The organism is Pseudomonas gozinkensis (assembly GCF_014863585.1).
Taxonomy (GTDB): domain Bacteria; phylum Pseudomonadota; class Gammaproteobacteria; order Pseudomonadales; family Pseudomonadaceae; genus Aquipseudomonas; species Aquipseudomonas gozinkensis.
The window spans coordinates 6,339,629-6,360,392 of the sequence record NZ_CP062253.1; the positions used below are offsets into that span (position 1 = coordinate 6,339,629).

The 20,764-nt window shown below is 61.9% G+C and carries 17 protein-coding genes and 1 pseudogene; 6 read left to right on the forward strand and 12 right to left on the reverse strand.

The window, feature by feature from the left end; translation table 11 throughout:
- Positions 1-123: 123 nt before the first annotated feature.
- Entirely contained in the window at positions 124-1,518 is a 1,395-nt protein-coding gene (locus tag IHQ43_RS28420; protein WP_192562829.1) for a NorM family multidrug efflux MATE transporter, read from the forward strand.
- A 106-nt stretch (positions 1,519-1,624) separates the two neighbouring features.
- Here the strand turns inward: IHQ43_RS28420 and IHQ43_RS28425 are convergent, their stop codons facing one another.
- Entirely contained in the window at positions 1,625-3,295 is a 1,671-nt protein-coding gene (locus IHQ43_RS28425) for a putative bifunctional diguanylate cyclase/phosphodiesterase (protein WP_192562830.1), read from the reverse strand.
- Positions 3,296-3,559: 264 nt separating this feature from the next.
- On the opposite strand from IHQ43_RS28425, the pseudogene rep reads away from it, so the two are divergent.
- Both rep and IHQ43_RS28435 read left to right on the forward strand, forming a co-directional pair.
- Positions 3,560-5,570: pseudogene (gene rep, locus IHQ43_RS28430) on the forward strand (DNA helicase Rep).
- A 58-nt stretch (positions 5,571-5,628) separates the two neighbouring features.
- The gene (locus IHQ43_RS28435; RefSeq protein WP_007954497.1) at positions 5,629-6,201 is read left to right on the forward strand and encodes a xanthine phosphoribosyltransferase; all 573 of its coding nucleotides are present in this window, start codon (positions 5,629-5,631) and stop codon (positions 6,199-6,201) included.
- Between the two features lie 136 nt (positions 6,202-6,337).
- Here the strand turns inward: IHQ43_RS28435 and IHQ43_RS28440 are convergent, their stop codons facing one another.
- The 6 genes from IHQ43_RS28440 to dadA all read right to left on the reverse strand — a co-directional run bounded on the left by IHQ43_RS28440 (position 6,338) and on the right by dadA (position 12,432).
- The gene (locus IHQ43_RS28440; protein WP_192562831.1) at positions 6,338-8,260 is read right to left on the reverse strand and encodes an acetyl-CoA hydrolase/transferase family protein; all 1,923 of its coding nucleotides are present in this window, start codon (positions 8,258-8,260) and stop codon (positions 6,338-6,340) included.
- A 136-nt stretch (positions 8,261-8,396) separates the two neighbouring features.
- A complete protein-coding gene (locus IHQ43_RS28445) occupies positions 8,397-8,813 on the reverse strand; it encodes a c-type cytochrome (RefSeq protein ID WP_064600380.1) in 417 nt (138 codons plus the stop codon).
- Positions 8,814-8,995: 182 nt separating this feature from the next.
- Positions 8,996-9,544 carry a cupin domain-containing protein gene (locus tag IHQ43_RS28450; protein ID WP_192562832.1) on the reverse strand — a complete coding sequence of 183 codons (549 nt, stop codon included), beginning with the start codon at positions 9,542-9,544 and terminating at the stop codon, positions 8,996-8,998.
- 89 nt (positions 9,545-9,633) lie between these two features.
- The gene (gene alr / locus IHQ43_RS28455) at positions 9,634-10,707 is read right to left on the reverse strand and encodes an alanine racemase (RefSeq protein WP_192565071.1); all 1,074 of its coding nucleotides are present in this window, start codon (positions 10,705-10,707) and stop codon (positions 9,634-9,636) included.
- A 95-nt stretch (positions 10,708-10,802) separates the two neighbouring features.
- A complete protein-coding gene (locus IHQ43_RS28460; protein WP_039765240.1) occupies positions 10,803-11,156 on the reverse strand; it encodes a RidA family protein in 354 nt (117 codons plus the stop codon).
- The gene (dadA, locus tag IHQ43_RS28465; RefSeq protein WP_192562833.1) at positions 11,128-12,432 is read right to left on the reverse strand and encodes a D-amino acid dehydrogenase; all 1,305 of its coding nucleotides are present in this window, start codon (positions 12,430-12,432) and stop codon (positions 11,128-11,130) included. The genes IHQ43_RS28460 and dadA overlap by 29 nt, the downstream gene beginning before the upstream one ends.
- Before the next feature lie 155 nt (positions 12,433-12,587).
- Here dadA and IHQ43_RS28470 point away from each other — a divergent pair, with 155 nt between their 5' ends.
- Positions 12,588-13,076, forward strand: coding sequence for an Lrp/AsnC ligand binding domain-containing protein (locus tag IHQ43_RS28470; protein ID WP_003177284.1), 489 nt, complete (start codon positions 12,588-12,590; stop codon positions 13,074-13,076).
- A 153-nt stretch (positions 13,077-13,229) separates the two neighbouring features.
- Here IHQ43_RS28470 and IHQ43_RS28475 read toward each other — a convergent pair whose 3' ends face one another.
- The gene (locus IHQ43_RS28475; protein ID WP_192562834.1) at positions 13,230-13,583 is read right to left on the reverse strand and encodes a YkgJ family cysteine cluster protein; all 354 of its coding nucleotides are present in this window, start codon (positions 13,581-13,583) and stop codon (positions 13,230-13,232) included.
- 145 nt (positions 13,584-13,728) lie between these two features.
- Between IHQ43_RS28475 and IHQ43_RS28480 the strand changes: the two genes are divergently transcribed.
- Positions 13,729-15,039 (forward strand): NAD(P)/FAD-dependent oxidoreductase, encoded by a 1,311-nt coding sequence (locus IHQ43_RS28480; RefSeq protein ID WP_192562835.1) that lies wholly within the window; start codon positions 13,729-13,731, stop codon positions 15,037-15,039.
- Positions 15,040-15,180: 141 nt separating this feature from the next.
- Here IHQ43_RS28480 and IHQ43_RS28485 read toward each other — a convergent pair whose 3' ends face one another.
- Positions 15,181-15,426, reverse strand: a complete 246-nt coding sequence (locus IHQ43_RS28485) for a DUF1127 domain-containing protein (RefSeq protein WP_192562836.1) — start codon at positions 15,424-15,426, stop codon at positions 15,181-15,183.
- Positions 15,427-15,605: 179 nt separating this feature from the next.
- On the opposite strand from IHQ43_RS28485, the gene IHQ43_RS28490 reads away from it, so the two are divergent.
- Positions 15,606-17,027: an aminotransferase-like domain-containing protein gene (locus tag IHQ43_RS28490; protein ID WP_192562837.1), complete on the forward strand. Its 1,422-nt coding sequence runs from the start codon at positions 15,606-15,608 to the stop codon at positions 17,025-17,027.
- Here the strand turns inward: IHQ43_RS28490 and IHQ43_RS28495 are convergent.
- Genes IHQ43_RS28495 through IHQ43_RS28505 form a run of 3 tightly spaced genes read right to left on the reverse strand, consistent with a single transcriptional unit; the run spans position 17,024 to position 20,698 of the window.
- A complete protein-coding gene (locus tag IHQ43_RS28495) occupies positions 17,024-17,551 on the reverse strand; it encodes a DUF1120 domain-containing protein (protein ID WP_192562838.1) in 528 nt (175 codons plus the stop codon). The two genes, IHQ43_RS28490 and IHQ43_RS28495, sit on opposite strands and share 4 nt — an antisense overlap.
- Before the next feature lie 13 nt (positions 17,552-17,564).
- Complete coding sequence (locus IHQ43_RS28500; protein ID WP_192562839.1) at positions 17,565-19,988, reverse strand: fimbria/pilus outer membrane usher protein; 2,424 nt, start codon at positions 19,986-19,988, stop codon at positions 17,565-17,567.
- Positions 19,988-20,698, reverse strand: coding sequence for a fimbria/pilus chaperone family protein (locus IHQ43_RS28505; protein ID WP_192562840.1), 711 nt, complete (start codon positions 20,696-20,698; stop codon positions 19,988-19,990). The genes IHQ43_RS28500 and IHQ43_RS28505 overlap by 1 nt, the downstream gene beginning before the upstream one ends.
- Positions 20,699-20,764: the final 66 nt, after the last annotated feature.

Sequence of the window (20,764 nt, forward strand, 5' to 3'; positions counted from 1 at the left end):
AGCAGAATCGCGGCAGGATGAGTTTTAATCATGCCACCCATCCTTTTTATCCCTTTGTGCAACCCGCTCCAAACCCCGAGAATCAACGGTCTCTTGCTCCCTCTTTATATGGATGTGAACACCATGCAGCGTCCTGTGCGTACCGAACTCTGGGCCATCCTGCGGCTGGCGGGGCCGTTGATCGCCTCGCAGTTGGCGCACATGCTGATGGTGCTGACCGACACTCTGATGATGGCGCGCCTCAGCCCCGAAGCATTGGCCGGTGGCGGTCTGGGCGCGGCGAGCTATTCGTTCGTGTCGATTTTCTGCATTGGCGTGATTGCGGCGGTCGGCACCCTGGTGGCGATTCGTCAGGGCGCTGGCGACATCATTGGCGCCGCCAAGCTGACCCAGGCCGGATTGTGGCTGGCGTGGCTGATGGCGCTTGGTGCCGGGCTGCTGCTGTGGAATCTGAAACCGGTGCTGCTGCTGTTCGGCCAGACCGAAACCAACGTCAACGCCGCCGGGCAGTTTCTGATCGCCCTGCCCTTCGCCCTGCCCGGCTACCTGAGCTTCATGGCCCTGCGCGGTTTCACCAGCGCCATCGGCCGGGCAACGCCGGTGATGGTCATCAGCCTCGCCGGCACCGTGGCCAACTTCCTGCTCAATTACGCGTTGATCACCGGCATGTTCGGCCTGCCGAAACTCGGGCTGACAGGCATCGGTCTGGTCACGGCAATCGTCGCCAACTGCATGGCACTGGCGCTGGCCTGGCACATTCGCCGGCATCCAGCCTACGACGCCTACCCACTGCGTGAAGGCCTGTCGCGACCGAACCGCCAGCACCTGAAAGAACTCTGGCGCCTGGGCCTGCCGATAGGCGGCACCTACGCGGTGGAAGTCGGACTGTTCGCCTTCGCGGCGTTGTGCATGGGCACTATGGGCAGCACCCAACTGGCGGCGCACCAGATCGCGCTGCAAATCGTCTCGGTGGCGTTCATGGTGCCGGCGGGCATGTCATATGCGATCACCATGCGCGTCGGCCAGCATTACGGCGCCGGGCAATTGAACGATGCGCGGATGTCCGGGCGGGTCGGCATCGCGTTTGGCGCGGTGGCGATGCTGTGCTTCGCCATGGTGTTCTGGCTGCTGCCGAATCAACTGGTCGGTTTGTTCCTCGACCACAACGACCCGGCGTTTGCCGAAGTGATTCGTCTGGCGGTGAGCCTGTTGGCGGTCGCGGCATGGTTCGAACTGTTCGACGGCACGCAGACGATTGCCATGGGCTGCATCCGTGGACTCAAGGATGCCAAGACCACCTTTCTGGTCGGGCTCGGTTGCTATTGGCTGATCGGTGCGCCGGCGGCGTGGCTGATGGCGTTCCATCTGCACTGGGGGCCGACCGGCGTCTGGTGGGGCCTGGCGCTGGGGCTGGCCTGCGCGGCGGTGAGTCTGACGCTGGCGTTCGAATGGAAGATGAAGCGGATGATTCGGCTCGAACCGCAACCTCAAGGCTTCAAGATCGCTCAGGCCGAGTGATTCCCCTGTGGGAGCGAGCTTGCTCGCGATGAGGGTGTGTCAGTGACTAATAAGTCGACTGTTACTCCGCCATCGCGAGCAAGCTCGCTCCCACAGGGATTTGAGGCTAGACCACAACACCCAGCGGCGGCTGACTGGCATCAGCCACCAGGTAATCAACCAGCTCCGCCAACGGCAACGGCTTGCTGATCAGGTAACCCTGCACCTGATCGCAGCCGAATCCGCGCAACAGATCCAGTTGCTCCCGCGTTTCCACGCCTTCGGCCACCACTTCCAGGTGCAGGTTGTGCGCGAGGTTGATCATCGCGTGCACCAGTTTGCGGTTCTCTTCGCGCTGCTCCATGCCGCCGACGAAGCTCTTGTCGATCTTCAGCAAGGTGATCGGCAGGCTGTTGAGGTGCACGAACGACGAAAACCCGGTGCCGAAATCATCCAGCGAGAAACGCACGCCAAGGCGACCGAGGGCGTCCATGGTCTGCTTGACCAGATCGCTGCGGCGCATCACGGCGGTTTCGGTGAGTTCGAATTCCAGCCACTGCGCCTCGACCCCGCGCTCGACGATCAAACGGCTGAGCGTCGGCAGCAACTGGCTGTCCTGAAACTGGCGGAACGACAGGTTGATCGCCATGTGCAGCGCCGGCAGACCGCGCTCGCGCAATGCCTGCATGTCACGCAGGGCCCGGGAGATCACCCAGTAACCCAACGGCACGATCAGGCCACTCTGCTCGGCCAACGGCACGAATTCGCTCGGTGGCAGCAGGCCGCGCTCACTGTGGCGCCAGCGCACCAGCGCTTCGAGGCCGACGATCTGGCCGTCCTGCAGGTTCAGGCGCGGCTGGTAATGCAGCTCCAGCTCGTCACGACGCAATGCCCGGCGCAGCTCGCTTTCGAGGTCGGCCATGCTTCGCGCGTTGCGGTTGATTCGTTCGTTGAAGATGTGAAAGGTGCAGCCCTGAGTGCTCTTGGCCTGCTGCATGGCGATGTGCGCGTGCCACATCAGCGGATCGGCGCCGCCCTGTGCTCGGGCATGGGCGATGCCGAGGCTGGAGCCAATCAACAGGCTTTCGCCGTCGACCCAGTAAGGTTCAGCCAGAGCTTCGGTGATGCGTTCGGCCATCCATTCGGCCCGTTGCGGGGCGCGGCGGGTGTCGATCAGCAGAGCGAACTCGTCGCTGCCCAGGCGCGCCAGCTGATCGCCGACTTCCAGCTGACTTTTCAGCCGTGCGACCACTTGCAGGATCAGGCGATCGCCGGCCTGGTGGCCGAGGGCGTCGTTGGCGTGGCGGAAGTTGTCGAGATCCAGATGCCCGAGGGCCAGGCCGCGGCCGTCATTTTCGGCGAGGCGCGCCGTGAGCAGGGTCTGGAAACCCTGACGGTTGGCGATGCCGGTCAGCGGATCCTGTTCGGCCAGGCGTTGCAGGGTGTTTTCCAGCACGCCGCGTTCGCGTACATGCCGCAGGCAACGCCGGAGCATGCCGGCATCGAGGGCATCGAATACCAGCCAGTCGCTGACGCCGTCGGGCGCGGTCGCCGGTTCGTGTTCCAGAAGCAATACCGTCGGCAGGCTGCAACGGCCGGGCGCCGGCTGCAACGCGGGAACGGTCAACAACACCGCGTGGCGGTTGTCTTCGAACAGGCTGCTGACCGACTCCCAGCTGGGCGCGCTGATCAGCACCGCCGCACTCCCCAACGGAGCCAGACACTCGCGCAATAACGCTGTCCACGCTGGCTCTTCGGCCAGTAGCAGCAAACGCAAGGGTTCGACAGGCGTAGTCAAGCTGACTCCCTAGACTCTGCAATGATGTGGGCGGCGGGCATTATGCCGTTGCGGCTACCAATGACCAAACGACAACGGTTATCAAAACGTTATTTTGTGTCACGAATGAGAACATTAGCCGCAAAATCACCGCGCATCCTGCGTGAAAGTAACAAAACCGGCAAATTTGAATCGCGTGCTGCGTCACAAGTCGGAGAGAGCAGCACAAATCGCTGAGCCTGTTAAAATGCCGGCCCATTTCGTCAACGACTCCCGAATTTTCGTATGTCCCGACTCAATCCCCGGCAGCAAGAAGCCGTGAACTACGTCGGCGGCCCTCTATTGGTGCTCGCCGGCGCTGGCTCCGGCAAGACCAGCGTGATCACGCGCAAAATCGCGCACCTGATCCAGAACTGCGGCATCCGTGCCCAGTACATCGTCGCCATGACCTTCACCAACAAGGCCGCGCGCGAGATGAAGGAACGGGTCGGCACCCTGCTGCGGGCCGGCGAAGGTCGCGGCCTGACGGTCTGCACCTTCCACAACCTGGGCCTGAACATCATCCGCAAGGAACATGAACGGCTGGGCTACAAACCCGGTTTCTCGATTTTCGACGAAACCGACGTCAAGTCGCTGATGACTGACATCATGCAGAAGGAATACGCAGGCGACGACGGCGTCGACGAGATCAAGAACATGATCGGCGCCTGGAAAAAACGATCTGATCCTGCCGGCCCAGGCCCTGGAAAACGCCCGCAACCCCAAGGAGCAGACCGCCGCCATCGTCTACACCCACTACCAGCGCACGCTCAAGGCGTTCAACGCGGTGGACTTCGACGACCTGATCCTGCTGCCGGTAAAGCTCTTCGAAGAGCACGCCGACATCCTCGAAAAGTGGCAGAACAAGGTGCGTTACCTGCTGGTCGACGAATACCAGGACACCAACGCCAGCCAGTACCTGCTGGTGAAAATGCTCATCGGCAAGCGTAACCAGTTCACCGTGGTGGGCGACGACGATCAGTCGATCTACGCCTGGCGCGGTGCGCGGCCGGAAAACCTGATGCTGCTCAAGGACGACTATCCGTCCCTGAAAGTGGTGATGCTGGAGCAGAACTACCGCTCCACCAGCCGCATCCTGCGCTGCGCCAACGTGCTGATCTCGAACAATCCTCACGAATTCGAAAAGCAGCTGTGGAGTGAAATGGGCCACGGCGACGAGATCCGCGTGATCCGCTGCCGCAACGAGGACGCCGAAGCCGAGCGCGTGGCGATGGAAATCCTCAGCCTGCACTTGCGCACCGACCGTCCGTACAGCGATTTCGCGATCCTCTATCGCGGCAACTACCAGGCCAAGCTGATCGAGCTGAAACTGCAGCACCATCAGGTGCCGTACCGTCTGAGCGGCGGCAACAGTTTCTTCGGCCGCCAGGAAGTGAAAGACCTGATGGCCTACTTCCGCCTGATCGTGAACCCGGACGACGACAATGCCTTCCTGCGGGTGATCAACGTGCCGCGCCGGGAAATCGGCTCGACGACCCTGGAAAAACTTGGCAACTACGCCACCGAACGCAAGATCTCGATGTACGCCGCCACCGACGAACTCGGCCTGGGCGAGCATCTGGACAGCCGCTTCACCGATCGCCTGTCGCGCTTCAAGCGCTTCATGGACAAGGTCCGCGAGCAGTGCGCCGGCGAAGACCCGATCTCCGCCCTGCGCAGCATGGTCATGGACATCGACTACGAGAACTGGCTGCGCACCAACAGTTCCAGCGACAAGGCTGCCGATTACCGGATGAGCAACGTCTGGTTCCTGATCGAAGCCTTGAAGAACACCCTGGAAAAAGACGAAGACGGCGAAATGACCGTCGAGGACGCCATCGGCAAACTCGTTCTGCGTGACATGCTGGAACGTCAGCAGGAAGAAGAGGACGGCGCCGAAGGCGTGCAGATGATGACCCTGCATGCGTCCAAGGGCCTGGAATTCCCCTACGTGTTCATCATGGGCATGGAAGAAGAAATCCTCCCGCACCGTTCCAGCATCGAAGCCGACACCATCGAAGAAGAACGCCGCCTGGCCTACGTGGGCATCACCCGCGCGCGCCAGACCCTCGCGTTTACCTTCGCTGCCAAGCGCAAACAGTACGGCGAGATCATCGACTGCGCGCCAAGCCGCTTCCTCGATGAGCTGCCGCCGGACGACCTGGCCTGGGAAGGCAACGACGACACACCGACCGAAGTCAAAGCCGTGCGGGGCAACAGCGCATTGGCTGATATACGCGCGATGTTAAAGCGCTAGAATTGACCACTTTTTTTAAAACCTTAGGGCGCACAAGGCGCCAACAGAGGACAGCTTCATGGAAGCCCTGCACCAGAAAATCCGCGAACTAGGCATTGTGCTTTCCGACCAGGTCCTGAAGGTCGACGCCTTCCTGAACCACCAGATCGACCCGGCCCTGATGAAGCTGATCGGCGACGAATTCGCCACGCTGTTCAAGGATTCGGGCATCACCAAGATCGTCACCATCGAAGCCTCGGGCATCGCCCCGGCGATCATGACCGGTCTGAACCTCGGCGTGCCGGTGATCTTCGCCCGCAAGCAACAGTCCCTGACCCTGACTGAAAACCTGCTGTCGGCGACCGTTTACTCGTTCACCAAGAAGACCGAAAGCACCGTGGCCATCTCCCCGCGTCACCTGACCAGCAGCGACCGCGTGCTGATCATCGACGACTTCCTGGCCAACGGTAAGGCGTCCCAGGCGCTGATCTCGATCATCAAGCAGGCCGGCGCCACCGTCGCGGGCCTGGGCATCGTGATCGAGAAATCGTTCCAGGGCGGCCGCGCGGAGCTGGATTCGCAGGGTTACCGCGTCGAGTCGCTGGCTCGCGTGAAGTCGCTGAAGGATGGCGTGGTTACTTTCATCGAGTAATCACTGAAGATTTCAAACACACCGCAATACCTGTGGGAGCGAGCTTGCTCGCGATGAGGCCACTACATTCAACATCGTGTTGGCTGTCAGGCCGCCATCGCGAGCAAGCTCGCTCCCACAGTGTTTTATGTGGCTGTTACTGCGCGGTGGCCTTCAGGCCAGTTAGCAGCAACCGCTGATACAAATCCTCCTTCAGGCCTTCCGGGTTCGTAAGTTGCATCCGCTCAAGATGCTCGGGAAAAGTCGAAGCCTCTGGCGCGTCCAGCGCCGCCTTGCCCAGATCCAGAATCTCCGTCAGCTTGAATTTGCTCTTGAGCCAGTTCAGCGCCCGCAACAGATCCTTCTCGACCTCAGTGAAATCGCAGCCCAGCGGATACTCCGGAAACAGGTTTGGATGCCGTGTGGCAATCGCCTGCAAGCGTTGCGGAGTGTTGTCGGCAAAGCGCGGATCGAGACGGAAATCCTTCGGCAGTTTGCCGACCTTCTGCGCCTGTTCGATCAGGCCCTGCTGGAAGCGTGAGTCGCTGATATTGAGCAGCGCTTCGATCACCACCGCATCCGGCTTGCCGCGTAGATCGGCGATGCCGTACTCCGTTACCACGATGTCGCGCAGATGCCGTGGAATCGTGCAATGGCCGTACTCCCAGACAATGTTCGAACTGACATCTCCGCCGGATTCACGCCAGCTGCGCAGCAGCAGAATCGACCGCGCATCGTGCAGCGCATGGCCCTGGGCAACGAAGTTGTATTGCCCGCCGACGCCGCTGAGCACCCGCCCGTCTTCCAGCTGATCCGCCACCCCCGCACCCAGCAGGGTCATGGTGAACACGGTGTTGATGAACCGCGCATCGAGACGTTGCAGGCGCTTGAGCTCTTCCTGACCGTACAGCTCGTTGATGTAGCTGATGCGGGTCATGTTGAACTCAAGGCGTTTACTTAGCGGTAACTCACGCAAGCGCTCATAGAAACTGCGCGGCCCAAGGAAGAAACCACCGTGGATCGACAGACCGTCGGTTTGCGCCGCCTCGTCGAGCGTCCCGGCGTTGGCCTGCTCCTGGGTCTGTACATCCGGGTAGACCTTGCGCCGGATGATCCCGGCTTCGGCCAGCACCAGCAGGCCGTTGACGAACATTTCGCTGCAACCGTACAGGCCCTTGGCGAACGGCTCGATGCCGCCCTCGCGTTCGATCAATTGCGCCCACTGGCTGAGGTTCACATCGGCCAGCAAGTCCTGATATCCGGCGTTGTCAGCCTGACGCGCCAGCAACGCAGCGGTCAGCGCATCGCCCATCGAACCGATGCCGATCTGCAAGGTGCCGCCATCGCGCACCAGCGTACTGGCGTGCAAACCGATGAAGTGATCCTGAAACCCGACGGGCATGTTCGGCGTGGAAAACAGCGTGCTGCTGTCCTTCTCGTCAATCAGCAGGTCGAAGGTGTCGATGTCGACTTCGGCGTCGCCGGGCATATACGGCAATTCGGTGTGCACCTGACCGACCAGCAGAATGGTCTCCCCCGCCGCCCGGCGTTTGGCGATCATCGGGAACAGGTCGAGGGTGATGTCCGGGTTGCAGCTCAGGCTCAGGCGATCCGGGTGTTCGCTGCTGCTGGCGAGCAACTGCGCCACCAGGTTCAGGCCGGCGGCATTGATGTCACGGGCGGCGTGGCTGTAGTTGCTGCTGACGTAATCCTGCTGGGCCGGCGCACTGTTGAGCAGGCTGCCGGGCTGCATGAAGAATTGCTCGATACGGATATTGATGGGCAGGCTGTCGCGGTGCAGGTCGGCGAGAAATTCCAGCTCCGGGTAATCACCGAACACCCGCTCGACAAAGGGTTCGATGAAGCGCTTCTGCAAACCATCGCCCAGGGCCGGACGGCCGAGGCACAGGGCGGTGTAGATCGTCAGTTGCCGTTCGGGCAATCCGGCAACCCGCCGGTACAGCGCGTTGACGAAGGGATTGGGTTTGCCCAGCCCCAGCGGCAGGCCCATGTGGATGTGCGCCGGCAACCGCGCCAGCACGTCGTCCACTGCCTGTTCGATCGAACACAACTGCACCATCTGAAGCCTCCTGCCCGTTCCGTGAATAGAGGTACGACCGAGATTGCCGGTTGTTTGCTGCAAAGAACAGCCTCAGGCCTGGATTGCGGGCACAAAAAAACCGTCCGGAGACGGTTTTTTTCGTCAGAAGCGCGGCTTACTTCAGGCCGGACATCTTCTGAATGGCGCCCTTGAGCTCTTCATCGGAGCAATCGGCGCAGGTGCCTTTCGGCGGCATCGAGTTGATGCCGGTGATGGCCTTGGCCAGGATGCCGTCGAGGCCGCCCTGGTGATCGGCGCGCTCTTTCCAGGCTGCGGCGTCACCGATTTTCGGTGCGCCCAACAGGCCGGAGCCGTGGCAAGCGTTGCAATGTTTGGCAATCACTTCGTCCGGTGTCTTGGCGCCGCCACCGCCGCCTGCCGAAGCAGCGACTTCCATCCCCTTGCACTCTTGCCCTTGAACACACACCTGGCCGACTGGCTCGAGGCGCTTGGCAATGTCGTCATTCGTCGCAGCTTGAGCGCTGACAGCCCAGAGGGCCAGTACGGTTGCTGGTGCAGCCAGCATTTTCATAATTAGATTCACGCGTTCACCCTCAATGGTGGCTATTCACGCCTGCGGCCACGGTTCGCAGGCGGGCGCAAGTATAGCGGTTAGCCCGCCACACTGAAACAACCCCAAAGTTAAAGGGGTCTTATTGCGCATCGGTCAAACAGTTCGGACACCTTTGCCACACTGGCCTGGCGTCTCTCGGTTTAAAAATTCGCCGGCGTGGCTGCGCTGATTAGTCGCGCCGGTGCATCGAACGGATTACGGAAACGATGCGGCTTGGTACTTTCAAAATAGTAGCTGTCGCCGGCTTCGAGGATAAAAGTTTCAAGGCCCACTACCAGCTCCAGGCGGCCTTCCACCAGAATCCCGGTTTCCTCGCCGTCGTGGGTGAGCATTTCTTCGCCGGTGTCGGCGCCCGGCGGGTAGATTTCATTGAGGAACGCGATGGCCCGGCTCGGGTGCGCGCGGCCGACCAGTTTCATGGTCACGGCGCCATCGGAAATGTCGATCAGCTCGTTGGCCTTGTAGACGATCTGGGTCGGTTTTTCCTGCAGGATCTCTTCGGAAAAGAACTCGACCATGGACATGGGAATTCCGCCCAGCACCTTCCTCAGCGAACTGATCGAAGGGCTGACGCTGTTCTTTTCGATCATCGAAATAGTGCTGTTGGTGACGCCCGCACGCTTGGCGAGTTCACGCTGGGAAAGCCCTTTGAGCTTGCGGATCGATTGCAGTCGTTCACCGACGTCCAAGGCTGGAGCCTCCAGAGTGTTGTAGAAATATTGAGCGTTATCATGGCGACAGCGTTCAGTATTTACAACACTCGAGCTCCGTAGCGCCCTCAAGCCTCGGAATAGAGCCTTGGCACTCGACGCAGGTTGCAGAAGATCTGGTACGGAATGGTGTCCGCCCACTTCGCCACGTCGCTGGCGAGGATGTTCTTGCCCCACAACTCGACGGTCGAACCGAGGCCGGCTTGCGGCACGTCGGTCAGGTCGATGCACAGCATGTCCATCGACACCCGGCCAAGAATACGGCTGCGCTGGCCGGCAACCAGCACCGGAGTGCCGGTCGGCGCCTGACGCGGATAACCGTCGGCGTAACCCATGGCAACCACGCCGATGCGCATCGGTTTGTCGGTGATGAATCTGGCGCCGTAGCCCACCGGTTCGCCGGCCGGCAGTTCGCGCACGCTGATGACTTTCGACTCCAGCGTCATCACCGGTTGCAGCCGCTCGGCCACGGCGTTGGCTTCTTCGAACGGGGTAGCGCCGTAAAGCATGATGCCCGGGCGCACCCAGTCGCTGTGAATCTGCGGCCAGCCCAGCACAGCCGGCGAGTTGCGCAGGCTGACTTCGGCCGCCAGGCCCTGACGCGCGGCTTCGAACACCGCAACCTGATCGGCGCTGCTCTGCTCATGCAGCTCATCGGCCCGGGCGAAGTGGCTCATCAGCACGACTTTCGCCACTTTGCCGCTGGCCAGCAGACGCTGGTAAGCCGCCGGGTAATCCTTCGGGTGCAGGCCCACCCGGTGCATGCCCGAATCGAGCTTCAGCCACACGGTGATCGGTTTGCTCAACGCCGCCTGCTCGATCGCTTCGAGCTGCCACAGCGAATGCACCACGCACCAGAAATCGTGCTCGACGATCAGCGCCAGCTCATCAGCCTCGAAAAAGCCTTCGAGCAGCAGCACCGGCGCGCGAATCCCGGCGGCACGCAGCTCCAGGGCTTCTTCGATGCACGCCACCGCGAAGCCGTCCGCTTCAGCCTCCAGCGCCTGGGCGCAACGCACTGCGCCATGGCCGTAGGCATCGGCCTTGATCACCGCCAGTGCCTTGGCACCGGTGACTTCACGGGCGATACGGTAGTTGTGACGCAGGGCTTGAAGGTCGATCAGGGCACGGGCAGGACGCATGGCAGCAGACTTCTTGGCGGTCATGGGAATAAAAACCGGTGCTGGCTGACGGCGTGAACCACCAACAGCACCGGGAGAGGGATCTTTACAACGGGTTACGGCAACGCGGCGACGATGGAGATCTCGACCAGGATGCTCGGCTTGGCCATCTTCGCTTCGACGGTGGCACGGGCCGGCGCGGCGCCTTTGGGCAGCCACTGGTCCCACACCGAATTCATCCCGGCAAAGTGCGCCTCGATGTCGTTCAGGTAGATCGTCGCCGACAGCAGATGCTGTTTGTCGGTGCCGGCCAGATCGAGCAGGCGCTCGATATTGGCGAGTACGTCGCGGGTCTGCTGTTCGACACCGGCGTTGAAGTCATCGCCGACCTGCCCGGACAGATACACCGTACCGTTGTGGCTGACGATCTGACTCATGCGCTCATTGGTGAGCTGGCGCTGGATTGCCATGCTTTGCGGACTCCTGGGTGGTGTTGCCATAACGGGAAATATCGAGGCCTTCGGCGCTGATCTGCGGCTTTTTCTTCGCCATCAGGTCAGCCAGCAAGCGACCGGAGCCGCACGCCATGGTCCAGCCGAGGGTGCCGTGACCGGTGTTCAGGAACAGGTTCTTGAACGGCGTGGCGCCGACAATCGGCGTGCCATCCGGGGTGGTTGGACGCAGGCCGGTCCAGAAGCTCGCCTCGGCAAGATTGCCGCCCTGAGGATAAAGGTCGTTGACGATCATCTCCAGGGTTTCGCGCCGACGCGGGTTCAGCGAAAGGTCAAAACCGGCGATCTCCGCCATGCCGCCGACGCGGATGCGGTTGTCGAAACGGGTGATCGCGACCTTGTAGGTCTCGTCGAGGATGGTCGAAGTCGGAGCCATGGCCGGGTTGGTGATCGGCACGGTCAGCGAGTAGCCCTTCAACGGGTATACCGGGGCCTTGATGCCCAGCGGCTTGAGCAGTTGCGGCGAGTAGCTGCCGAGAGCCAATACGTAGCGGTCGGCGGTTTCCAGCTTGCCGTCGATCCACACGCCGTTGATGCGGTCACCGGCGAAGTCGAGACGCTGGATGTCCTGGCCGAAGCGGAATTCCACACCCAGGTTCACGGCCATTTCGGCAAGGCGGGTGGTGAAGATCTGGCAGTCGCCGGTCTGGTCGTTCGGCAGGCGCAAGGCACCAGCGAGGATGTCGGTAACGCTGGCCAGGGCCGGCTCGACGCGGGCAATGCCGGCGCGGTCGAGGACTTCGAACGGCACACCGGACTCTTTCAGGACGGCGATGTCCTTGGCGGCGCCATCAAGCTGAGCCTGAGTGCGGAACAGCTGGGTGGTGCCCAGGCTGCGGCCTTCGTAGGCGATGCCGGTTTCGGCGCGCAATTCGTCGAGACAGTCGCGGCTGTACTCGGACAGCCGGACCATGCGCTCCTTGTTCACCGCGTAACGGTTGGCGGTGCAGTTGCGCAGCATCTGCGCCATCCACAGGTACTGGTCGATGTCGGCGGTGGCCTTGATCGCCAGCGGCGCGTGGCGTTGCAGCAACCACTTGATGGCTTTGAGGGGTACGCCCGGCGCGGCCCACGGCGAGGCGTAGCCCGGCGAGACCTGGCCGGCGTTGGCGAAACTGGTCTCCATGGCCGCGGCGGGCTGCCGGTCGACCACCACCACTTCAAACCCGGCACGGGCCAGATAGTAAGCACTGGCGGTACCGATGACGCCGCTACCCAAGACCATAACGCGCATTTTTGTATCCCTCATCGCGGCGTGCCGCGCATGTGTGTTGTCAGAGCAATGATGCGCGCAGTGTAAAAAAGATTTGCCAGTGCTTTTCACTGTATAAGCGCCTATATTTGGCGACAATTCTCGGCAAAAACCCTTTTCACGGAGGCGCATCCCCTATGCGTACCAACACTCAGACCAAACGTGAGCTGGACAAGATCGACCGCAACATCTTGCGGATCCTGCAGGCGGACGGGCGGATTTCATTCACCGAACTGGGCGAGAAGGTCGGGCTCTCCACCACGCCGTGCACAGAGCGGGTGCGGCGTCTGGAGCGCGAGGGGATCATCATGGGCTACAACGCCCGCCTGAATCCGCAGCACTTGAAGGGTAGTCTGCTGGTGTTCGTCGAGATCAGTCTCGACTACAAATCCGGCGATACTTTCGAGGAGTTCCGACGTGCGGTGCTGAAACTGCCCCACGTGCTCGAATGCCACCTGGTGTCGGGGGACTTCGACTATCTGGTGAAGGCGCGGATTTCCGAGATGGCTTCGTACCGCAAGCTACTGGGCGACATCCTGCTCAAGCTGCCGCACGTGCGCGAATCCAAAAGCTACATCGTGATGGAAGAAGTGAAAGAGAGTCTGAGCCTGCCGATTCCGGACTGATCGTTCAGGCCAGCACCTGCCCACTGGATCGTTCCCACGTCGAGGCGTCGAACCGTCCGCGTGGGAATGCAGCAAGGGACGCTCTGCGTCCCAACAGCCGAACGCGGAGCGTCCGTTGAGACATTCCCACGCAGAGCGTGGGAACGATCGGGGTTAGACCAGCACCTGGCGGTTCTCGGCCATGTACTCGAATATCTGCTTCTCCACTCGCGGATGAATCAACTCTACCGGCCGCCGACCGTTGGGGCATGGCAAGGTTTGCGTCGTTCCGAACAACCGGCAGATCAGTGGCCGCTCGTCATACACCGTGCAGCCGTTCGGTCCCAGGTGCACACAGTTGAGTTCTTCCAGGGCCGCGTCCTGCTCGGCGCGGGTCTTGCGCGGCAGGCGGGACATTTCCTCGGGCGAGGTGGTCACCGGCCCGCAGCAGTCATGGCAGCCCGGCACGCACTCGAACGTGGGAATCTGCTGGCGCAGGGTGCGGATTTTCTGACTGTTGCAGCTCATTGCAGGGGTAACCGGAGCGAAATAGGCGGCAATTGTGCCGCAAAAGCCGTGATCCAGACACCACGGGCCGACCAATGTTGCCCGCCCTCGGGCCTGCGGCTTATGCTCCGTCAAATTTTCTCGACACCCGCTCAGGATGACGCCCATGAATGCCCGCGCCCAAGCCACCGCGAGCCAACCCCACGTTGCCTCTTATTACGCCGCCAGCCGCCTGCCGCAACCCGACCATCCGGTGCTGCAAGGTGAACTGATCGCGGACGTGTGCGTGGTCGGTGGCGGTTTCTCCGGGCTGAACACGGCGCTGGAATTGGCTGAACGGGGTTTGAGTGTCGTGCTGCTGGAGGCGCACCGGATCGGTTGGGGTGCCAGCGGCCGCAACGGCGGACAACTGATTCGCGGGGTCGGTCACGGCCTCGATCAGTTCGCCAACGTGATCGGCACCGACGGCGTACGTCAGATGAAACTCATGGGCCTGGAAGCGGTGGAAATCGTCCGCCAGCGCGTCGAAAAATTTCAGATCCCCTGCGACCTGACCTGGGGTTACTGCGACCTCGCCAACAAGCCTTCCGATCTTGAAGGTTTTGCCGAAGACGCCGAAGAACTGCGCGGCCTCGGTTACCGCTACGAAACCCGCCTGCTGCAAGCGAACGAGATGCACACCGTGGTCGGTTCCAAACGCTACGTCGGCGGGCTGATCGACATGGGTTCCGGTCATTTGCACCCGTTGAACCTGGCATTGGGCGAAGCCGCAGCGGCACAGCAACTGGGGGTGAAGCTGTTCGAGCAATCAGCGGTCACCCGCATCGATTACGGCCCCGAAGTCCGGGTGCACACGGCGCAAGGCTCGGTGCGGGCGAAAACCCTGGTGCTCGGCTGCAATGCCTATCTCAACGATCTGAATCCGCAACTCAGCGGCAAGGTGCTGCCGGCCGGCAGCTACATCATCGCCACCGAACCGCTGAGCGAAGAGCAGGCCCACAACCTGTTGCCACAGAACATGGCGGTCTGCGACCAGCGGGTGGCACTGGATTACTACCGGCTCTCGGCGGACCGTCGCCTGTTGTTCGGCGGCGCCTGCCATTACTCGGGGCGTGATCCGAAGGACATAGGAAAGTACATGCGGCCGAAGATGCTGGAGGTGTTCCCGCAACTGGCCTCGGTGAAGATCGATTATCAGTGGGGCGGGATGATCGGCATCGGTGCCAACCGCCTGCCGCAGATTGGCCGACTCGCCGAGCAGCCGAACGTGTATTACGCCCAGGCTTATTCTGGCCATGGCGTGAATGCCACGCACCTGGCGGGCAAATTGCTGGCCGAGGCCATCAGCGGTCAGCACAGCGGCGGCTTCGATCTGTTCGCCAAAGTGCCTCACATCACCTTCCCCGGCGGCAAGCATTTGCGCTCGCCGCTGCTGGCGTTGGGGATGTTGTGGCATCGGCTTAAAGAATTGGTTTGATGATTTTGTAGCGTCCTTGAGGCCGCCATCGCTGGCAAGCCAGCTCCCACAAGGTCGGTGGTGGACACTGACTTTGTGAACACCACCACTACTGTGGGAGCTGGCTTGCCAGCGATGAGGCCAGCAAAGACAACGAAGATTTCAGATCCGCCAGAACGGCTTCAACCCCTCCTCCAGCGCCTGCTCGCGGGTCAGCCCGATGTCCCTGAGCTGCTCGGGCGTCAGGCGCAGCAACGCCTTGCGCGTGTGCAGACGATGCCAGAACAGGCCCCAGCGACTCAGGCCGGACGGCGCGTTGCGCAGGGTCTCGTTGCGCGCGTTGTCCTGTTGCCCTGCCTCCAGTTCCTGACTGTGTAACGTCAGCCGCACATCGCTCAAACCGTTCATTTTCATTGCTCCTGTTTACTTGGGTAGCCAGAGATTCCATGATGCGCGGGCGAGCAAAAGCATTACAGATTCAACATATCTGTATTATTTCCATACAGATTTGCTGTCTCTGAGACTGAATTGTCGATTTACGCCGCATCTGTACTGGTTTAACGAATCATCTGCATCGAGGCAGTGCCATGACGCTCTATGTGAATCTCGCCGAATTGCTCGGCACCCGCATCGAACAAGGCTTCTACCGTCCTGGTGATCGCCTGCCGTCGGTGCGCGCCTTGAGCGTAGAACACGGAGTCAGCCTGAGCACGGTGCAGCAGGCCTATCGCATGCTGGAAGACAGCGGCCTGGCCACGCCGAAACCCAAGTCCGGGTATTTCGTACCGGTCGGGCGTGAGTTGCCGGAGCTACCGGCGGTCGGGCGTCCGGCGCAACGGCCGGTGGAGATTTCCCAGTGGGATCAGGTGCTGGAACTGATTCGCGCCGTGCCGCGCAAGGACGTGGTGCAACTCGGTCGCGGCATGCCGGACATCTCGTCACCCACGATGAAACCGCTGCTGCGCGGCCTGGCCCGTATCAGCCGCCGTCAGGACATGCCCGGTCTGTATTACGACAACATCCATGGCACCTTCGAACTGCGCGAACAGATCGCCCGGCTGATGCTCGATTCCGGCTGCCAGTTGAGCGCCAGCGATCTGGTGATCACCACCGGCTGCCACGAAGCGCTGTCCACCAGCGTCCACGCAATCTGCGAGCCCGGCGACATCGTTGCGGTGGACTCGCCAAGCTTTCACGGCGCCATGCAGACCCTCAAGGGGCTGGGCATGAAAGCCCTGGAAATCCCCACCGACCCGCTCACCGGCATCAGCCTCGAAGCCCTGGAACTGGCACTGGAGCAATGGCCGATCAAGGTCATCCAGCTCACGCCCAACTGCAACAACCCGCTCGGCTACATCATGCCGGAGTCGCGCAAACGCGCCCTGCTGAACCTGGCCCAGCGCTTCGACGTGGCGATCATCGAGGACGATGTGTATGGCGAACTGGCCTACACCTACCCTCGTCCGCGCACGATCAAATCCTTCGACGAAGATGGCCGCGTGCTGCTCTGCAGTTCGTTTTCCAAGACTCTCGCGCCGGGGCTGCGCATCGGCTGGGTCGCGCCGGGTCGCTATCTCGAACGCGTGCTGCACATGAAATACATCAGCACCGGTTCCACCGCACCGCAACCGCAGATCGCCATCGCCGAATTTATCAAGGCCGGACACTTCGAGCCGCATTTGCGGCGGATGCGCACGCAATACCAGCGTAATCGCGACGTGATGATCGACTGGGTGACGCGTTATTTCCCGGCCGGCACCCGCGCCAGCCGCCCGCAGGGAAGCTTCATGCTGTGGGTCGAGCTGCCGGAAGGGTTCGATACGCTGAAACTGAATCGTGCGCTGCACGATCAGGGCGTACAGATTGCCGTCGGCAGCATCTTTTCCGCCTCGGGCAAGTACCGCAATTGCCTGCGCATGAACTACGCGGCCAAACCGACAGCACTGATCGAAGAGGCGGTGCGCAAGGTCGGCGCGGCCGCGATCAAGCTGTTGGCCGAGGCCGATTAATCCACCCTAAATGCACCCTGACCTTCAAACCGCTCCGGATCGACGGGGCGGCTTGAGGCGTCATCGACCCGCGCATCGAGCTCCATCTCCACTTCCAGCAGACTGCCCCGGGCACCGGCATCCGCCCGCCATGGGACGACGTGGATGCCCGGTCGCAGCAAATCGCCTTCCACCGACTGGCCGCTGTCCAGGCGCCAGTGCACCGCCACACCGTCCAGACGCACTGCCACAATACGCAGTTGCAACGTTCCCGCCGCCCAGCGGAAACGCTGCGGATCGGCGAGGGGCGCGACAAATGCCCAGCGCATCAAGCGCACGTCGGGACACTGCACCCGCAAGTACACGCTACGCAGGTCAAAGCCCGGCCCCCGGCCATCAAGCGCCATACGTTGCAGCAGGTCGGCCCGTGTCGCCGCACCAAAATTCACGCTCGCGGGCGACAGACTCGACTGACAGGCATCGGCACCCGACACCGGTTGAAAGGCAAGGCACGATAACGCTGCCGCAATCACTGGAATTTTCATCAGATGCACTCGTTCAGGACAGCTCGCCCGGAGCGCAGGTGGCATCGACTCGCTCGATGAGCGCGCTGTCTTCGGGGGATTCGGAAAGTGGGAAACGCAGAACGCACCGAGTGTTGTCAGGGAGCTGCACATGCAGGCGCTGACCCGCTTTTGCGTCAGGCAGAAAAATCGTCCCGGCGTCCTGGACGGTTGTCAGGTAGCGACCCTGTTCGTCGTGAACACTCAGTCCCTTGGCCAGCCATTGCCGGTCGACAGTCATGGCATTGAGCAGTAACCGCCGGACCGTGACGATGGAGAAATCCAGATGTTGCACCGATCCCCGGGCCGGCTGCACTTCCTTCACCCCGTCGAGCACTTCGACGTTGCGCGACAGACTGAGCGGGTCGACTTCCAGCCGTGCCGTCGACCAGGCCGGCAGGCTCGCCGCGACTGCGTGGCCAGATCCATCAGTCCAGACCGGTCCTTGAGGCGTGTTCAGTTTCACGCCCGATCGTTCACCGGCCTTGAGTACGCCGAAGGTGTCGCGCAGGGGATAAGGCGACAACGTTGCGCCATCGCGATGCAGCGCCACGCCACCACGCAGTCCTACATCGAAATCAGTCGCGCCGGATCGCTGGGCGACGCCAACGTCCAGGCTGGTGTAGCGCGGCAGTGCATTGAGGCGCACGCCGTAACTTGCCGCTGCCTCATCCCGGTATTCGGCGTTGGCGTTATAAGCCAGGTTTTCATTCAGCACATCGCTGACCGCAACGCCCCGGCGCAGGCCGGATCGATCATCACGGCGCAAATAGCCACGCAGCCTTCGTTGGCCACCCAGCGCCATTCCCAGCGTCAGATAAGCGGAGTTGCCCAGGCGATCGGGCGCCGTGTCGCCGATAGCCCGCTCCAGGTTCAATGACAGGCTGATGCGCTCAGGCAACGTGCGAGACCACGACAGGCCAAAGCGCGACTGCGACGGTTCACCCTGGGTCGAATAGCGCGACCAGGTCGCCCCGAATGCGCCCCAATGATCCGTCGAGCCGTTGAGCGAAAACACCAGATGATCGCGACCGGGGGATTCGGCCCGGTGAAGCTCCTGGTTCCAGCCGGTGTCTGACAGCGTGCGAAAATTCCGGCTCTGGCGCACCGCGACCAGGCTCGTCGACAGGTGCTCGGACAGCGGCGCACTGAGCGTCAGTTGCGTCTGGCTGCCCCCCACGCCCCGGGAGCGTTCGTCGGACAGCACCTGTTTCACGCCCAGTGCGTAGCCGCCGGACCACTGCCGTTGCAGGCCCCAGCCTGTCGACAGGTATTCGCTGGCCGCGAGCACACCGGCAGTCAATCGGGTGGCTTGCCCCCAATCCCAGTCCTTGCTGAACGCGGTGAAAGAAGGCGTCTGTCGGTCGTCCGATCCCAGCCGTCGCACGGTGCCCAGCGCAAAGTTGAACCCGCTCGGCCCTGCCCATTGCGCTTCATGGAGACTGGCCGCCGGCACCCGCAAGCGCCGCGCCTGCCCATCCTGTTCGTGGACGGTCACCTCCAGATCAATCTGATTGCTCAGCAGCGGCAGCGCTCGCAGCGTGAACGGCCCACTGGGCACCATGGTGGTATAGATCATGACGCCGTTCTGCCGGACTTCGATGCGGGCCGGCGAATACGCGACGCCCTCCACCTGCCCGCGCGCGCCGTCCTGAGCCATTCGTAATTGCGTGAACGCCCCTTCCGGCAGGATCTGCACACCGGTGAATGGCTCACCGGCAAACAAGGTCGACGCGAGATTCAATTGTCCGACCTGCAGGCTGGCCTCGGCGTCCTCCAGAGTTCGCGCACCGTAGGCATACAGGTGCTCGAACCGCGAGTTATCGGAAGTCGACGTATAGGACTGCCGGCTGCGCAGCACCCACTCCCCGGCATTCAGACCGACTTCCGAGCCCAGGCTTTGAAACCTGTCGTGCCGGCCTTCATGCTGACTGCCAACCATCAGCGCGTCGTAGTTGAAAACGCCGGCCGTACCGCCATGAACGAAGTTATTGGGCGCACGCTCCGGCAACATCAGACTGTCGGTCGGTACCAGCAGGTCAATCAGTTCGCGCCCCGGATCCAGTTGCACGACGGCTTCGGGAAATCCCTCCACCAGCGTCATGCATTGCTCCGGTCGCAGCCTGGCCATCGAGAGTGGCGCACGCACGCCGGCGGCGCTCAGCCATTGGGGGTGCAGGCACAATTCGCCGCGCTCGTTGAACGACACCCGCACACGGCCTCTGGCCTGTCCGTTGACCTCCAGCGCCACGGAGTGCTCGCCTTGGGTGAAGCGCGGCGCCTCACGAAAGTACGCCGCCAAAGCAGGATCGATGCCGCGGTCTCTCAACACGTGGGCGTCGAACTCCAGTGACTCGGTCGCCAGCGCAGTGCCGTTGACCGCGAGCAGTAACGCGCCCCAACGAACGCACAGATTCATCAGCGAGTAACCGGCGCGTCGTAATGGTCGACCGCAAAGCCGTAGGTCGTGGCCGGGAAGATCCTGACCGCCATCGTCTGTGCGGAGTTGTGCAAGGGCAGCTCAGCGTGCAGGCGCTCGCCGGGCAAGATATAGGTCTTTGGCAGATTTACCGAACGGGTGCCCGGCAGAGGCACAATGGTTTTCGCCAGCCGAACCACATAGGGGCTTGGATTGACGACCTGCACACCTGCGGCACCCATTGACCAGGTCAGCCGTTTCCACGGCTCGCGTTCGACCGGCAATCCGGCAGGACGCAATATCACCGGCAGATTCTGGCGTACACCGAGAGTGACCCGCGCTCCGGCGGCATCACTGACCGGGCTGATTCCCTCGAAAATCACCCGCTTCAGGCGCTCGGTCTTCAACGGTTGCCGGTTTTGCAGAATGAATCGCACTTGCTGAATCCCGCCCGGCTCGACACGGGCAATGGGCGGAGTCAAGACCAGCAGCACATCGTCGCTGTCCTCGACGTTCTCAATGGTGGTGTGCAGCAATGAGGGACGCGTATCGGTATTGCGCACGTTCATCACTGCTTCACCCATGCCCTCCTCCACCAACAATACCGGTGTCTGCGGAACCATTCCGGCGGCGTGGGCCAGTGGTATTGAAAACCATGCGAACAGGCACAGCGGTGCCGTCTTGAGAGCAGACTTGAAAGATATGAGCATCGGGATAATCCGTGAAATCCTGGATGCGATCCGGCAGGGGCCAGACCGCGCTCGCATGCGCCAGCC

Bases quoted from the DNA above. Each gene is read 5' to 3' on its own strand.
- IHQ43_RS28475 (WP_192562834.1), bottom strand. From the start codon at position 13,583: ATGAGCTGCAACAGTCAGAAAATCCGCACCCTGCGCCAGCAGATTCCC.
- IHQ43_RS28495 (WP_192562838.1), bottom strand. From the start codon at position 17,551: ATGAAAATTCCAGTGATTGCGGCAGCGTTATCGTGCCTTGCCTTTCAA.
- IHQ43_RS28490 (WP_192562837.1), top strand. From the start codon at position 15,606: ATGACGCTCTATGTGAATCTCGCCGAATTGCTCGGCACCCGCATCGAA.
- IHQ43_RS28470 (WP_003177284.1), top strand. From the start codon at position 12,588: ATGCGTACCAACACTCAGACCAAACGTGAGCTGGACAAGATCGACCGC.
- IHQ43_RS28485 (WP_192562836.1), bottom strand. From the start codon at position 15,426: ATGAACGGTTTGAGCGATGTGCGGCTGACGTTACACAGTCAGGAACTG.
- IHQ43_RS28445 (WP_064600380.1), bottom strand. From the start codon at position 8,813: ATGAAAATGCTGGCTGCACCAGCAACCGTACTGGCCCTCTGGGCTGTC.
- IHQ43_RS28460 (WP_039765240.1), bottom strand. From the start codon at position 11,156: ATGGCAATCCAGCGCCAGCTCACCAATGAGCGCATGAGTCAGATCGTC.
- IHQ43_RS28500 (WP_192562839.1), bottom strand. From the start codon at position 19,988: ATGAATCTGTGCGTTCGTTGGGGCGCGTTACTGCTCGCGGTCAACGGC.
- IHQ43_RS28440 (WP_192562831.1), bottom strand. From the start codon at position 8,260: ATGGTGCAGTTGTGTTCGATCGAACAGGCAGTGGACGACGTGCTGGCG.
- IHQ43_RS28480 (WP_192562835.1), top strand. From the start codon at position 13,729: ATGAATGCCCGCGCCCAAGCCACCGCGAGCCAACCCCACGTTGCCTCT.
- alr (WP_192565071.1), bottom strand. From the start codon at position 10,707: ATGCGTCCTGCCCGTGCCCTGATCGACCTTCAAGCCCTGCGTCACAAC.
- IHQ43_RS28505 (WP_192562840.1), bottom strand. From the start codon at position 20,698: ATGCTCATATCTTTCAAGTCTGCTCTCAAGACGGCACCGCTGTGCCTG.
- dadA (WP_192562833.1), bottom strand. From the start codon at position 12,432: ATGCGCGTTATGGTCTTGGGTAGCGGCGTCATCGGTACCGCCAGTGCT.
- IHQ43_RS28435 (WP_007954497.1), top strand. From the start codon at position 5,629: ATGGAAGCCCTGCACCAGAAAATCCGCGAACTAGGCATTGTGCTTTCC.
- IHQ43_RS28420 (WP_192562829.1), top strand. From the start codon at position 124: ATGCAGCGTCCTGTGCGTACCGAACTCTGGGCCATCCTGCGGCTGGCG.